This is a genomic window from Defluviitalea raffinosedens (assembly GCF_016908775.1).
GTDB lineage: Bacteria > Bacillota > Clostridia > Lachnospirales > Defluviitaleaceae > Defluviitalea > Defluviitalea raffinosedens.
On the sequence record NZ_JAFBEP010000003.1, the window covers coordinates 107,103 to 121,035 of the forward strand.

General features: G+C 36.6%; 14 protein-coding genes. 2 read left to right on the top strand and 12 right to left on the bottom strand.

Features of this window, described 5'->3' with window-relative positions; translation table 11 throughout:
• Window positions 1–87: 87 nt before the first annotated feature.
• Both JOD07_RS03730 and JOD07_RS03735 read right to left on the bottom strand, forming a co-directional pair.
• Window positions 88–618 carry a hypothetical protein gene (locus tag JOD07_RS03730; protein WP_204612265.1) on the bottom strand — a complete coding sequence of 177 codons (531 nt, stop codon included), beginning with the start codon at window positions 616–618 and terminating at the stop codon, window positions 88–90.
• A gap of 75 nt (window positions 619–693) precedes the next feature.
• Window positions 694–1,257: an RNA polymerase sigma factor gene (locus JOD07_RS03735; protein ID WP_158739399.1), complete on the bottom strand. Its 564-nt coding sequence runs from the start codon at window positions 1,255–1,257 to the stop codon at window positions 694–696.
• Window positions 1,258–1,780: 523 nt separating this feature from the next.
• On the opposite strand from JOD07_RS03735, the gene JOD07_RS03740 reads away from it, so the two are divergent.
• Window positions 1,781–4,930, top strand: a complete 3,150-nt coding sequence (locus JOD07_RS03740) for a hypothetical protein (protein WP_204612267.1) — start codon at window positions 1,781–1,783, stop codon at window positions 4,928–4,930.
• Between the two features lie 78 nt (window positions 4,931–5,008).
• On the opposite strand, the gene JOD07_RS03745 is transcribed toward JOD07_RS03740, so the two are convergent.
• The 8 genes from JOD07_RS03745 to trxA form a co-directional block, all read right to left on the bottom strand.
• A complete protein-coding gene (locus tag JOD07_RS03745) occupies window positions 5,009–6,544 on the bottom strand; it encodes a stalk domain-containing protein (protein WP_204612269.1) in 1,536 nt (511 codons plus the stop codon).
• 25 nt (window positions 6,545–6,569) lie between these two features.
• Window positions 6,570–7,316, bottom strand: a complete 747-nt coding sequence (locus JOD07_RS03750; RefSeq protein WP_158739395.1) for a stalk domain-containing protein — start codon at window positions 7,314–7,316, stop codon at window positions 6,570–6,572.
• Between the two features lie 87 nt (window positions 7,317–7,403).
• Complete coding sequence (locus JOD07_RS03755) at window positions 7,404–9,611, bottom strand: copper amine oxidase N-terminal domain-containing protein (RefSeq protein WP_204612271.1); 2,208 nt, start codon at window positions 9,609–9,611, stop codon at window positions 7,404–7,406.
• Window positions 9,612–9,876: 265 nt separating this feature from the next.
• Window positions 9,877–10,017 (bottom strand): YvrJ family protein, encoded by a 141-nt coding sequence (locus tag JOD07_RS03760; protein WP_158739393.1) that lies wholly within the window; start codon window positions 10,015–10,017, stop codon window positions 9,877–9,879.
• A 99-nt stretch (window positions 10,018–10,116) separates the two neighbouring features.
• Entirely contained in the window at window positions 10,117–10,338 is a 222-nt protein-coding gene (locus tag JOD07_RS03765; RefSeq protein WP_158739392.1) for a DUF2922 domain-containing protein, read from the bottom strand.
• 77 nt (window positions 10,339–10,415) lie between these two features.
• Window positions 10,416–10,610: a DUF1659 domain-containing protein gene (locus tag JOD07_RS03770; protein ID WP_158739391.1), complete on the bottom strand. Its 195-nt coding sequence runs from the start codon at window positions 10,608–10,610 to the stop codon at window positions 10,416–10,418.
• A gap of 92 nt (window positions 10,611–10,702) precedes the next feature.
• Entirely contained in the window at window positions 10,703–11,113 is a 411-nt protein-coding gene (locus tag JOD07_RS03775) for an MYG1 family protein (RefSeq protein ID WP_204612273.1), read from the bottom strand.
• Window positions 11,114–11,210: 97 nt separating this feature from the next.
• Complete coding sequence (gene trxA, locus JOD07_RS03780) at window positions 11,211–11,528, bottom strand: thioredoxin (RefSeq protein ID WP_204612291.1); 318 nt, start codon at window positions 11,526–11,528, stop codon at window positions 11,211–11,213.
• Between the two features lie 171 nt (window positions 11,529–11,699).
• On the opposite strand from trxA, the gene JOD07_RS03785 reads away from it, so the two are divergent.
• Window positions 11,700–11,882, top strand: a complete 183-nt coding sequence (locus tag JOD07_RS03785; RefSeq protein ID WP_204612293.1) for a hypothetical protein — start codon at window positions 11,700–11,702, stop codon at window positions 11,880–11,882.
• Here the strand turns inward: JOD07_RS03785 and JOD07_RS03790 are convergent.
• Both JOD07_RS03790 and JOD07_RS03795 read right to left on the bottom strand, forming a co-directional pair.
• Window positions 11,879–13,114, bottom strand: a complete 1,236-nt coding sequence (locus tag JOD07_RS03790; RefSeq protein WP_158739388.1) for an MFS transporter — start codon at window positions 13,112–13,114, stop codon at window positions 11,879–11,881. The two genes, JOD07_RS03785 and JOD07_RS03790, sit on opposite strands and share 4 nt — an antisense overlap.
• Before the next feature lie 63 nt (window positions 13,115–13,177).
• Complete coding sequence (locus tag JOD07_RS03795) at window positions 13,178–13,915, bottom strand: peptidylprolyl isomerase (RefSeq protein WP_243144528.1); 738 nt, start codon at window positions 13,913–13,915, stop codon at window positions 13,178–13,180.
• Window positions 13,916–13,933 lie beyond the last annotated feature (18 nt).

The following is a 13,933-nucleotide window of genomic DNA, read 5'->3' on the forward strand; positions in this document are numbered from 1 at the left end:
TGATTTTATCTATTTCCAGTTACATCATGTGCTATCATTCCACTTTTTATTGTATGTCAAACTCTTGCTATATGCAAGCTTTTCCAATTAAAATAAATGTATTTTCTTGGGATGATATAGGTCATCCTTATAAGCAAAGGAAAATCCTTCCCATTCGAGTGCTTCTTTTTCATACATGGTCAACATAAACTGTGCCAGTAAAACCCGTCTTTCAACAATTTTTTTCGAATGAAGACTTTTTATCTCTTTTCCGCACTTTAACAGGATCATCGTTTGCTCATCTTTCTCACAGACATCTTCTATATGCAAAAGAGAAAGATATCCCTCACTGCCGTCTGTTCTTCCAATAGGCTTTCTCACTTTAACAGGCACCAATACCAAATCCCTCGAAAACACCAAAGGAAGTCCGTTTCTCCTGTGAATCAGGGAACTTGTCCACTGCCTTAGGGCATAAAGGTCGATTCTTCTCTGATGAAATAAAAAGGCAAGAAAAGCTCTCATACTCTTATCCATATATATTTCTTCGCCTGTACTTACATATATGTATATGCCATTTTCGCCCTTAGGACCGTACGTTGGTAGAATGCCCTGAATCCCTTTTTTAATAACAGTATTCATACCAATCCCTCCTAAAACATTTTGTAGCATTATTTTATCAGAACATATGTTCGTATTCAAGCCTGTTTCAAAATTTTAGGATACTTTCATTATTTTTTTCAGATGATGAAGCCCTTTGTCTTTATGCTTTACAGCCACGCTGTAAGAACAGCCCATCTCTTTAGCAATCATCCCCAGCTGCTTTCTTTTTATATAGAAATCTTCTATCACCTTGCGCTGTTTTTGTGTCAGATTTAAAAGAGCATGCTGGAGCACTCTATATTCTTCTTTTTCTGCTATGTCCTCTTCTATGTTGTTCCCCTCATCCATCAGCGCATCAATAAAAGCATTGCCTTCCTCCCACCCCGTATCCAGGGAACAATCCGCATCTTTCTTTTTTAACTGATTATAATAGAAGAATTTAAGCCTGTCCCTTATATAGGCTTCAAAGGGAACATTTTTTGCAGGATCATATGCTTCAACAGCTTCTAAAAGAATCAGTACACTATCCTGAAAAAGCTCCTCCCTGTCTCTTCTGTTGGAAGGCATAAAAAGCATCATCTTGTAAAAAAGAGGTTTAAATTTTTGAATCAAGTATTCTTTTGCAGTAATATCTCCTATTTTTGCTTTTTCTACATGAATTTGAATTTCAAGCGTCATAATCCTTCTCCTTATAAGGCGCCTTTTGTAAATTCAGTACTGTGATTAAAGCCTATCTCTCCTGGTTTAAAAACCAAAATCAGGATAAAGAACGATTCTGCAGTGATTATGTCTTGGTCTTAATAATTAAGATTAATATAGGTAGATTCTTATGTTAACTGTTGTTTGTCACCGACGAAAAAGTTCTGGTCCACATCTTTACCATTTTTTTAATATTGAAGAATAGAGTCTGATTCGTTAAAATAGGCTATGTAAGTTGATAGACATAAGTCGCCAACATAATCAATACCCTTCTAATACTTCTAATCTGGTGTTGACTATGAACAATCAACCCCTTCGGGGGATGAAGGCACTTCTAATCCTCATAAAAACCAGTTTTCTAAAAACTGATGGATAAATTTGACAGTAACAAAAACCTTGATTATGTTAACCACATCAGCTATAATACACATATAGTTGGTCGACATAAGTCATCAACATAATTTAAAAATGTTCAAAGCAAAACAATAAGGAGGAAGGCTTAATGAACAATCTTAAACAGAAAATTTTATCCTTCGCATTAGCAACCTCTGTGGTTCTTTCTTCCACAAGTATGGCTTTTGCAGGAAGCTTATCCAATATTGATAAGTTAAATGTTTTATCCGATCTTGGAATAATCACAGGAGAAGGCAACGGGGTTATCGCAACTCAAACAATGACAAGATACCGTGCTTTCGTAATGCAACTTAAAATGATGGGTAAATACGACGAAATGAATAACTTTGCATGGGAAGGAAAAGAAACTTTCAAAGATATCAACGCAAAGCACAGCCAATTCATTCGTAAATTAGCAGCATATTTAAAAGCACATCCTGAATTCGGTATTGAAGGGGATCACCTTGGAAACTTAAATCCAATGGCTCCTGTTAGTGCCCGTGAGTACATGAAAATGATGTTAGTACGTCTTGGATATGTTGAAAACAAAGACTTTACATGGGCATCTATTCCTGTATTTGCACAATCTTTAGGATTGGTTGAATCTGCTTCAGAAGTTGAAGGAAGCCAAATTCCATTAACCACAATTGCTGATTTCACATACGATACATTAGTAACAAAACCTAAAAACAGCGACAAAACATTAGCACAAGAATTAGGATTAAATGTATCCGCAGCTGAAATAAAATTAGACAGCGTACCTGCTACATCTAACAAAGCTGCAATCACAATCTCCGGTAGTGCATCCGGTCTTGACAAAGTAACTGTTAACGGTAAAGAAGTAGCTGTTAAAAACGGTAAATTCGAAACAGAAGTTACTTTAAAAGACGGCAGCAACACCATTATTGTTAAAGGCGATGGCGCCCAAGATGTATCCGTTACTGTTAAATACAATGACGTAGATGCTCCTGAAGTAGCTGATGTTCAATCTGCAGGATTAAAACAAGTGATCGTAACATTCAATGAAGAAGTAGATAAAGATTCTGCTGAAGTATTGGCAAACTACGACAACAAATTTGCAACTGCAAAACTTCAAAGCGATAAGAAAACTGTTGTATTAACATTAGCTAGTGCAGCAGCTCAAAATGATAAAATCAAATTTGATATCGAAGATATCAAAGACTTAAAAGGCAACAAGATGGATAAAGAATCCGTTGAAGTGAAAATGGTTGACCGTGAAGTGCCTGAAGTTGAAGAAGTATCTGTAAAAGGAAATCAAATGATTCAGGTGACCTTCAGCGAATTGGTTCAAGTAAGCGAATCCAACTTCGAATTGGTTGACGAAGACGGAAACAGAGTTGAAAGAATTAAGAACGTAGAAGTTGACGGCAGAAATGTAAAAATTAACTTCAGAAAAGCAATTGATGCTGGAAACTATATTCTTGAAGTAAATGACGTAAAAGACTATGCAAATCTTGTAATGCTGGATGCAGAATTCGACGTAACCATCGTAGAAGATGAAGATGCTCCAAGTGCAACTTTAGTTTCTGCAACTGATACAAAGGTAACTGTAGAATTCAACGAAGACATCAAAACTGCATTAAAAGATATTGAAGCAGAATGGAAGAGCGGTTCTAAGAAGGGCTCCTTCGACAAAATCACTGCCGATGACGATAACGATCGTTTAATCACTTTCGAATTAGAAGGTGGAAAAACTATCCCTCTTAGCGGTATTACACTGTATATCTGGAACGTAGAAGACTACTCCGGAAACTCTGTAGACAAAGACGATGCAATCGAAATCAAAGTTGACAGAGATGATATCGAAATCGATACAATAAGACCTGAAGTAGAAAGCATTAAACAAGACGGTAAAAACACCTTCATCATCACATTCAGTGAAGATGTTCAACTAGGTACAGTAACCGTATTTGACGAAGATGATGAAGAAATAGATGTAAAATCTATCGCTTACAAAGATTCTTCCAAAAACAAAAAAGAAATCAAAGTAGTGCTTGACAGCAACGACGATTTATACGGAACATTCACTGTAGAAATTGAAGATTTCGCAGACATGTCAACACAAGAAAACGAAATGATTCCTGATTCCTTTGAAGTTAAATTAGAAGATAGCGATATTTCTTCAGATGTCACAAGCTTCAAAGCGTTAAGAACAAGCAACAGCACTATAGACCAAATTCTTTACATTCAATTCCCAGAAAGAATGAATGAAAGCTCTGTAGAAAACGAAAACAACTATAAAGTATTCTTCGGCGGTAAATGGGTAACCATTCATAAAGATGCAGACATCACTTTACTTGCTGATGAAAAGACTGTAAAAATCGAAGTTAAAGATTGGTTTAACAACAGTGATGTAACACCTGCTGCTATTGATGGTATCCAAATCTTCAATGTAAAAGATGAATCCGGAAATGAACTGGATGGAACTGTATGGTTAGACTTTGCATCCAACAATGGATATGGAGTACTTTCCCTTGCAGCACCTGAAATTACAGCAGTTAAAGCAACAGCCAAAGATAAAGCAATCGCAACAGTAAGCGGTTCTATCGACGAAGCAACTTTAGATGCTGATGACTTCTACTTCCAAGATGCTTCCGGCAACAAATACTATGTAGATGATGTAACTTACAACAGCACAAAAGACGAATTAACATTCATTATGGATGACGAATTCCCAACCGATGTGGCTGGTATCACATTGAAATTGGCTGCAAATGTATCTACAGAAAACGTATTTGAACAAGCGATCGAATTAGCTTCTGGATTACCAGGATTAGTAGACGAAATCAAACCTGAAGTAACTGTAAGTGATGCAGTATATGCAACAGCTGGAAAATCCGCTCTTGCAGACTTCATCTTAGGTGAAAACAGCGGCGCTGAAGGACTCTATGTAATACTCGAAGCTTCTGAAGCAATCGATGTACCAGCAGGAGCAGATGCTCAAAATCTGCTTAAAGATGCCTTCACAGTTAAGAAAGGCTCTAAAGAACTGGCGATCAATAAAATCTTCGAATACACTGGTAACAATACAGAAAAATACAACAAGAATGGTGTAGACTATGTAGTACTCTTCATCACAGCTGATAAAGACGGAAACGCAGTAACAGCAAATGCAGTGAAAGATCAACTCATCATTTCCTTCAATGAAATCAGCGTAAAAGCATTAACCATCACTGATGCAGCAAGCAACGACAACGTACTTGCAGGATTCAAAGATGGAAAAGTAAACATTCAATAATAATTTAGAAGACATTAAAAAACCGTAGGGAAGTCATTTCCCTACGGTTTTTGCTTTGAAAGAAAGTTTGCTTAAACTTTAAAGCAAGTATGGATTATTCAGGAGGTAAACCAGTTGGGCGTGCTGAATGGCTGTTTTTTCCTGGGTTACCTGAGCGGACAGAATCGCCAGTTCTGCTTGCTTTAGATTCAGTTCTGTTACCATACCTAATTCGTATTGAGTTTTTAGGATATTGTACTGCTCTTTAGCTTGCTGTAAATTTGAAGTATCTACTTGATATTGCTCTTCTATCTGCTTTATTTGATTATATGTCGTACGGATTTTATCCCGAAGTTCATTTTTAGCTTGAGTAGCATCCATTCTTGCTTGCTTTAGTTTGCTTTCTTTTACTGCATAACTGTCTGCAGGATTATATTGTGAAGAAACATGGAGATGAAGATTATACTCGGCTTGCTTTACTGCTTCTTCTTTTAGAATGATGGATGGATCCGTTGTCATAGCTCTTTCTATGTAGGCATCTAATTCATTTTCACTCATTTCCAAAGGCGTAAAGTTAAGCGTATATTCTAAGGCTGGTCTTTCTTTTTCATCTATGTTCATTAAACGGTTTAGTTTGATATATTCATTGTCTAAAGATTTTTTAAGGGATTCTAGCTGTTTCTGTTGCTCTTTGAAATTCTGCTCTTCTTTAGTTTTATTAAAATCACTTTCTAACCCTAAATTTGCCTTTTGAGTTATTACATCCAGCTGCATTTTAGCATTTTCCAGGGTTTTATTCAGCAATTCCATGTCCATTTTATTTTTTTGTATGGAATCAAAAGCTGATTTTACCTGGTATTTTATTACTCCTTCTTGAATTTCCTTCTGATATTGAGCCGCTGTTACTCCGTAATCCGCTTGAGTTAATGCCAGTAAGGAACTGATAGTGCCTATATCTGCAACATAGTATGATACTTCTTTGGTATAATCGTTTACCTCTGGTCTATAAGTTACTATAGAACTTCTTGCATGTTTTAAGGATTCTTCTGCAATTTTTATGCTCTCCTCTATACTTTTTAATGCCAAACTGTTTTTCAACGCCTTGGCTACTGCTTCTTCATAAGTAATTTTTGATCCTTCTTCAGCGATATTTAAGGTTGGATACTCTATCTGCTTTATTTCTTGTTTTTCTGTTGCTGTTTGTGGCGCTGTATTAATTGAAATAATATTGTTGGCAGCATCCCATTTTACCTCTGCACCAAAAGCTTCGCTAACAAATCGAAGAGGAATCATTATATTTCCGCCAACTTGCTTGGGGGCAGTTGATAATTCAACAGGTGTTCCATTGATTTTTGCAGTCTTTGTACCCGGGATAAGGGTTAACTCCATATCAGTAGTTTTCGCTTTGATCGCTCCTGTAGTATCATCCCAGTTTACCGTAACCCCCAATATTTCGAAGATCTCTCTGAGTCCTACCAAAGTCGTTCCATCTTCCACAATTGGAGCAACTTTTAGTGAACGAGAAATACCGTTTATCTGCAGTGTTGTAGCTTGGGCAGCATATAAAGGTACTGAAGATGATATGAGTAAGGATGCTAATGTTATGGATGCTATTTTTTTAATATGTTTTCTCAAGTTAATTTTCCTTTCTATAGAACTTTTATTTTACTTTAATATCAAAAGGAACCTCGGTGTATTTTCCACTACCATCATTTTGCATGATTTTAAGCACCATATGAATTCCTTCTGCATCTTCCGGAATTTCTTTAAATATAATGTATCCTTCTCTGATTTCATCTTTTCTGATGTCATGATACCATTTCGTATCCCATCGTAAATCTGAAATATCTGAAACCTTATATGGCACTCCATCAACCTCTATAACTGTTTCCCGTTGAATCAGTTGAAGCGGTGGATATTCTTTGTTCTTTATTGCTATAAATACTTTTGTTTCATCATCGTTTTTCAAAACAGTCTGTATAGTTACATCCATATTCATATACGTCTTTGTAATCGGATATGTCTGGTAATTTCTTGTATCTTTTTCTTCTTTCTTTTCTTTTTCTTCTTCTTTCTCTTCTCTTGGCACTTCTACATACACTACTTTCTCTATTACTTCAGGTTCAGGCGTTTTAATTTCTATCGTTTGGGTTTGTGCATTCCATGTAATTGGCATACCTGTTCCTTCTGCGATAAAGCGGATAGGAACATAAACAGAATCTTTGTAAATAATAGCTGGTTTGTCTTCTGAAGGTTTCTTTATTTCTCCATCAAATTCAAAACGAATATGATTTGCAAGATAAGCAGAAACTAATTTAGATGTTTCCGCAAAAACACCAGTTGAAAAAGTGAATACACTGCCGATCACTGTTCCCAATACAATATAACCTAATTTTTTTCTTAACATAATACTCCTTCCTCCTTACTAAAATTAATGTTAGATGTGAAAAAAGAGACCCCATCAGGGGCCTCTTTTGTATAGGGCTAATTCATTTTAGTTAAATGTAACTGTCTTAGTTGCGTCGTCCCAGCTATAAGGAACATTTAATGCACTAGCAACCCAAGAGATTGGAAGGAATGTTCTTCCATCTTTAACTTCAGCTGCTGTATCCATTGTTAATACTGCTCCATTTACTACTAAGTCTTTGCTTCCAATCTTAACTTGAACTACACGATCTCCAAGGATTGTAACAGTCTTAGTAGCTTGATCCCATTTAATGTTGGATGGATCGATTCCTAATGCATATGCAACATATTTTACAGGAAGCATTGTACGACCATCTTTGATATATGGAGCTACATCAGCAGTTACTGTTTCTCCTTCTACTGTGTAGTCTGCACTACCTACTGTGAAGGCAACTTTTACTGATTTACCAGAAGCTTCTCCTTTATGAGGAGCTGGAGTTACAATTTTAACGAAGTCATCTACTTCATATACATCTACGTCAAATTTGTAATCGTTTCCTGGATCTTTTTCATCCTTCTTATCGTTTTCAATTGCTGCAGAACCGCTAATTTGTAATGCATAGGATCCTTCTGGTAATGTACGGTCTATATCAACTGATAATCCTTTGATTACAATTGTACTTGCTGTCTTACTTTCACGTTTTACTTCGATAGTTATCTCACCATTCTTAACTTTTGCTTCTCCAAGAACTAAATCACCTGATGTTACTTCTACATCTGGTTTGAAGTTCTTATTGAAGCCCATCTTTTCTACACCAATAACAAGTTCTTTAGATTTCTTTAAAGCACCTGCTTTGGTTTCAGTAATGGTGATATCATTTACCTTTACTTCTCTGTAACCAAGTTGTACTTCTACAGGTTTTACTTCACCTTTTACAGTTGGTAATACTTTAGCCAATGTTACTTCGTATGATTCAGGTAAAGCTTGACCAGATACTTTTGCTACAAGATCACCTTCAGCACCTGCTTCGATAGATCCCCAGATTAAAAGAACTACTTTACCTTTTTTGTCCTTCTTAGTTCCTCTATCAACTTCGATATCACTTAATGTGATAACATTTTTATCTTTGCTGATGGTAATTCTTTCTGTATCATCTTCGTTAGTCTTACCTTTGAAGTTGTTTTTGATATTGCTTGCATCATCAACTTTAACTTTTGCTACTTTGAACCATTCTGGGAATTCAATATTGGTTTTTCTTTCAGAAGCCCAAGAATCTACAACTTCTTCTTCGATTACAAGCTTTGTAAGCTTATGAGCATCATCTTCCTTAACTGTTGAACCACTAGCATCGAGTTCCCATACTCCAGAGAATAATTCTCTTGGATCTCCATCTGCTTTTACAGTAATTCCATATTCAGTATACTTTCCAACTTTAATGGTTTCTTCAGTAATATCATCTCCAGATACAGTAACTTTTACATCGCCATAATCTGCATCTTTTGTAGATTTAAGTTTAAGACCAGTGATGAGAATTTTACCATTTCCTGTGCCTCTTTCTGCACTATATTTAATCACAAGAACTTCTTCATCTATTTTGTCTTTACCATAGGTTCCGTAACTAACGTCCTTCTCTTCATCAAAAGTAATAGAATTAAATCCACCAGCTGCTGTTAATTTTGCACCTTTTACCCATTCAAATCCTGCTGGTGCAGTTAATTTGATTTCTTTTACTTTTGTGTCTACATCTTCAATTGTGCCTGGTTTTAATTCTTCGATTACGATTGTTTCTAATTCCAAAGTGTTAGAGAAGTTTTTAGTATCAGTAATAGTTGTTTTGGTTGCGCCATCTCCAACATTTGCAATTACATAGGTACCTGCAGAAATATTTGATCCCATAGAATCAATAGTTACTTTTGCTTCTCCTGCATCTTTTACCTTAACAAACATAGGAATACTATATTTATCTTTTACAGAAACAATTCTAAATTCTAATAATTTCTTTGTAATAATTTTGTAAGCATAATCTCCAACAACATATTCTTTAGTTGGGTCAAGATCATCGTCATCGATTCTCCACTCTGCATTGTCGAATGACAAAGTGAATTTGTCATTTGCTGCTAAATCATCGCCATCTTTTAAATCAATAACTAAATTTGGAATAGGTGTTAAGTCTGTGTCTTTCTTAATTGTTGGTATTCTGTCTACACGGTTATCAGAAGCCGCGAAAGATACCATTGGCAATGAAGTAAGAATCATTGCGCCAGCTAATAAAGCTGCTAACTTTCTTCTAATCATTTCTTTTCCTCCCTTTATTATGTATTATTCTTTCAGAGACCTGCCAAATCTTGCTAATCTCTGCTCTACAAAGTAGATTATATCACTGCAATTTTTACCAGTCAACTCATTTGAACCAGTTGTAACAATACTGTAATATTGTCCACATCCTGTAACAAACTCGTAAACTGGCTAAGTAAGCTTGCGAAATTTATTATAATATGGAATTATTTGCTTTGCAAGTTTTTTTTAGTTTTGTAACAAGTTCGTAATATAATCTTCCTCTTTATTTTTGAGCTATGGCGCTGCTAAGTTCATGGATGCTTTTGGTAAGCTCGTCCAGTTTGGCCTCTACCCGTACCAGAAGATAGATGGATACGATGATGGGAAAGCCCAGATTGGCCACCTGGGAGAAAAGTTCTTCCATAGAATGCCTCCTTTCGCGTAGAGCAGAGCAGCAAGATGGAGGTAAAAAATAGTTTAAAATGGGACATACCTTGTCCATTCAGGTATGTCCCATTTCTGTTTAGGCCAGGCTAAGTTCCTGAGTAGTTTGAGTAATAATCTGGGCGGACTTTTTAGCGATGGGATCGCCGGTGGAGGAAGTGAATACCCCAAGGGTTATGAGTTCTTCCATAGCACTCTTTACTTCGTTGTCGGTAAGATTGGATTTTGGGTCATTTACGGAGATGGTCATAGTACTGCCTCCCTGGGTTGTGAAAACCATTTGCAGAGTTTTCTTTTCCATTTTTAGACCTCCTTTCTTTATTAGATTTCCTTTTGGAGACACACCTCACACAATAGGTAAGGAATGTCCAAAATATTTTAGATATCTGCCAGTTCGGATTCGGTAATCCTGATGATTTTTTCTGTCGGTATGCTCTGCAGGGATGAGATGAGAGCTGCCGCCTGATACATGTTTTGATCTGAAGCGTCCTCTTTGCAGTTGGAGAAGGTTTTGGAACCTTCTTCGTACTGAATTTTTAGCTTTGCTTTTAAAAGAGTGGCTGTAACTGCCATAGTCTTGCCTCCTTTCTTATAAGTTTTTTTGAAAGCTTTCACTTAGTACATAGAAAAAGGACAGGGATTTTACCCCTGTCCATAAAAATTTTTTATTTTGTTTTTAGAACCCCTTCTATTATAACAAACCGTTCATTGACTTCTTTCTTGATTTCGTCATGGTCTCGTTCGTTTTTTCCTTCGTTCGTTAATATCACTTCTGCTATAAGTTTAATATCTTTGTACATTTGTTCTTGGATTATTTCTACTCTATTGATGGCTTTTGTATTCTCTTCTATGGCTTTTGTATTTTCTAGTACTTGTGTTTCTAGTCTATCAAATCTCTCTTCTAAACCGTCAATTCTTTTTTCTAGCCCATCAATTCTTCCTTCTAAGCCATCGATTCTTTTTTCTAAACCATCAAACCTATCTTCGAGTTTATTAAATCTGTTGTCAATATGATCGAACTTTTTAATAAACTCTCCATACATCTTTTCCATCATTGCAAACATTTTGTCTTCCATATCCCGTCACCTCCATAAACCCATTATAGTATAATTCGCAGAAAAACTAAAGGCTAAAAATAAAAACCTATCTTCTTAAAGAAGACAGGTTCTTAAGTTAGATTAATGCATTGATTTTGTCTACCAAACGGTCCTTGGGTACTGCGCCCATGATTTGGTCCACTACTTCGCCGTTTTTAAAGAACATAAGCGTTGGAACGCTCATGATGCGGTATTTTGCAGCCAAATCTCTTGCCTCATCTACGTCTATTTTGAATATTTTAACTTTGCCATTCATTTCTTCTGCAAGCTGGTCAATCACGGGAGCCATCATTTTGCATGGGCCGCACCAAGTTGCAAAGAAGTCTACCAATACCAGGTCCTTAGAATCCAATACTTCACTTTGGAATTCCTGGGGTGTAAGTTGTTTTGCCATGATTATTCTCCTTTCGGTTGCAGGGTAAAATACCCCTTTGGATTAACATTAGTATTTGAAAAAATACTGCATTTCATACAACATTATAATTTTATAATAAAATGTTATACTATATATAGTATAATAACAATCCAATGAATATGCAAGTATAAGCACAGAAAGGAGATTCTTATGAAGCCTTACGAAGACTTGGTCGCAGACATTGCAACCAAAGGCATTCCCAACAAGCCCTTTTTTACAGTAGTTCAGTTAAACAACGGCCATGTATATACCATAGAGGCGGACTCAACAGAAGAACTGTACCAAACGGTATCCAGGCTAGAAGAAGAAGCCAAGCAAAAAGGACTGCTCTAGCAGTGTACTTTCTTATGCATTGTAAGGATCATGCCTGCCGTAAGAATTGCTGCTGCCAAAAATGCCGCCTGATAACTTATACCGTCAATCAGAAGTCCCATCAGTACAGGCCCTATAGCCGACAGAGGGGTGAATAAAATAGCAGCAAGTCCAAGATAAGTAGCTCTTTTGTCTTCTCCTCCAAGGGATATGATAAAGTTTGCCTGAATCGCTGAAACAACACTTTCTCCTGCTCCATGGAGTATAAATACAAAATAGAGCATGTTCATTCCGCTGATCAGATTCATGCACAGGTAGCTGATAAGATAAATAAAGTACCCTCCCATCATGGTGATCTTATAACCTTTCTTATCCGCAACGATTCCCCAAAATATAGAGAAAAGGCTTCTGCTGATCAGCCATAATGCAGTTAAAAAGGCTACATCCTTTGGAGTGATGGGCAGGATGGTTTTGGCATAGACTATTCTAAAATTTGCCGCCGCAGTGCCTATGGTCGCAAGCCCTATAGAACAAATTGCAAAGGTAAAATTCTTATCCTCTTTAAGAATCGTCAATAAATCCTTGGCATATTCTATAAAGGGCTGCCTGTTGGCATTGCGTACGAAATCCGGCTCTTTGGTCTGCATAAGGGCAATATAGGAGATCATCATAAAGCAACCTACCAAAATGAATATTGCCCCATAATTATAAGGAAAGTCAAAGAAAGAAAGCATCAAAACACAAAGAAGAGAACCTATAAATTCCGCGCCGCTGGTTATGGCTGTCCGTATCCCAAAAAATCTTCCCCTTAACCTAATGGGAATGATTTTTGCCATCATATCATTCCAGGTAACATTGGATAAACCTGTAAATAGGGAATAGAGCCCGTAGATGACATATATACTAAAAATCATCCATCGGGAATCTTTTATTAAAAACACGGACAAACCCATAAAAAACCATGGCACGCGCTGTAACAAGCTTATCTTGCTTAAAACTTTTAAATCATTAGGCTTTGATTCTATATAATTTGCCATAAATATTTGAGGAAAATTGATTAAAACAGTGGACATGGTAGTTAAAAGTCCAATTAAGATATTATTTTGAATATAATAGCTGATAAAGTATACGATGGTAGTAGCCAGGGGTACCATTCCAGACCCAAAACAAAAGGTCACTCCATCCAGCGTTGACAAGATCATATTTTTCTTTAGATGTTTTTCTACGAATTCTTGGTTTTCCCTAATATCCATAATATAATCCCCTGTTAAAGTTAAAGTTAAGGGCAAACCAAAAATGGTTTACCCTTTTAAGATTTACCCTTCATAAGGTACAATTTCAATTTTTTCAATGATCACTGCTTCTTTTGGTTTGCTGTGTTCGTCGGTTTCTACAGCTGCAATGGCGTCCACTACATCCATTCCTTCAAATACTTGCCCAAATACAGTATGTACACCATCAAGCCAAGGCGTTCCTCCCTTTTCCTCATAAAGTTTAACCACTGCTTCCGGATATCCGGACTTGCTTAAGTCTTTTAACATTTGTTCTTCTACAGTCTTTTTCTGCACGATGAAGAATTGGCTTCCATTGGTATTGGGACCGCTGTTTGCCATAGCAAGAGCACCTCTAAAATTAAGGGCATATGGATGGAATTCATCTTCAAAAGGTTTTCCCCATATGCTTTCTCCACCTTTTCCGGTTCCTTCAGGATCTCCTCCCTGGATCATAAAATCGTTGATCACCCTGTGGAAAGTGAGTCCGTCATAGTATCCGTTCTTTGCATGAGTGGTGAAGTTTTCCACCGCCTTTGGCGCATATTCCGGGAAAAGACGAATTTTGATTACACCTTTATTGGTAGTCATCACTGCGATTTCTTCTCCCGGTTCCGGCAGGTCAAACTGAGGGGTATCATATATAATCTCTTCTGGTTCATCCAAATCTTGTTGGGCAATTTCTGGTTCTTTTTTCAGGCTTTCCGCCATATTCTTTTGTGCAGCTGTACATCCTGTCAGGATTAAGCTTAAAGTACATACTAAAAATAGTATTTTTTTCAATGTAATTCTTCCCTTCTT

Bases quoted from the DNA above. Each gene is read 5' to 3' on its own strand.
- JOD07_RS03730 (WP_204612265.1), bottom strand. From the start codon at position 618: ATGAATACTGTTATTAAAAAAGGGATTCAGGGCATTCTACCAACGTAC.
- JOD07_RS03735 (WP_158739399.1), bottom strand. From the start codon at position 1,257: ATGACGCTTGAAATTCAAATTCATGTAGAAAAAGCAAAAATAGGAGAT.
- JOD07_RS03740 (WP_204612267.1), top strand. From the start codon at position 1,781: ATGAACAATCTTAAACAGAAAATTTTATCCTTCGCATTAGCAACCTCT.
- JOD07_RS03750 (WP_158739395.1), bottom strand. From the start codon at position 7,316: ATGTTAAGAAAAAAATTAGGTTATATTGTATTGGGAACAGTGATCGGC.
- JOD07_RS03755 (WP_204612271.1), bottom strand. From the start codon at position 9,611: ATGATTAGAAGAAAGTTAGCAGCTTTATTAGCTGGCGCAATGATTCTT.
- JOD07_RS03760 (WP_158739393.1), bottom strand. From the start codon at position 10,017: ATGGAAGAACTTTTCTCCCAGGTGGCCAATCTGGGCTTTCCCATCATC.
- JOD07_RS03765 (WP_158739392.1), bottom strand. From the start codon at position 10,338: ATGGAAAAGAAAACTCTGCAAATGGTTTTCACAACCCAGGGAGGCAGT.
- JOD07_RS03770 (WP_158739391.1), bottom strand. From the start codon at position 10,610: ATGGCAGTTACAGCCACTCTTTTAAAAGCAAAGCTAAAAATTCAGTAC.
- JOD07_RS03775 (WP_204612273.1), bottom strand. From the start codon at position 11,113: ATGGAAGACAAAATGTTTGCAATGATGGAAAAGATGTATGGAGAGTTT.
- trxA (WP_204612291.1), bottom strand. From the start codon at position 11,528: ATGGCAAAACAACTTACACCCCAGGAATTCCAAAGTGAAGTATTGGAT.
- JOD07_RS03785 (WP_204612293.1), top strand. From the start codon at position 11,700: ATGAAGCCTTACGAAGACTTGGTCGCAGACATTGCAACCAAAGGCATT.
- JOD07_RS03790 (WP_158739388.1), bottom strand. From the start codon at position 13,114: ATGGATATTAGGGAAAACCAAGAATTCGTAGAAAAACATCTAAAGAAA.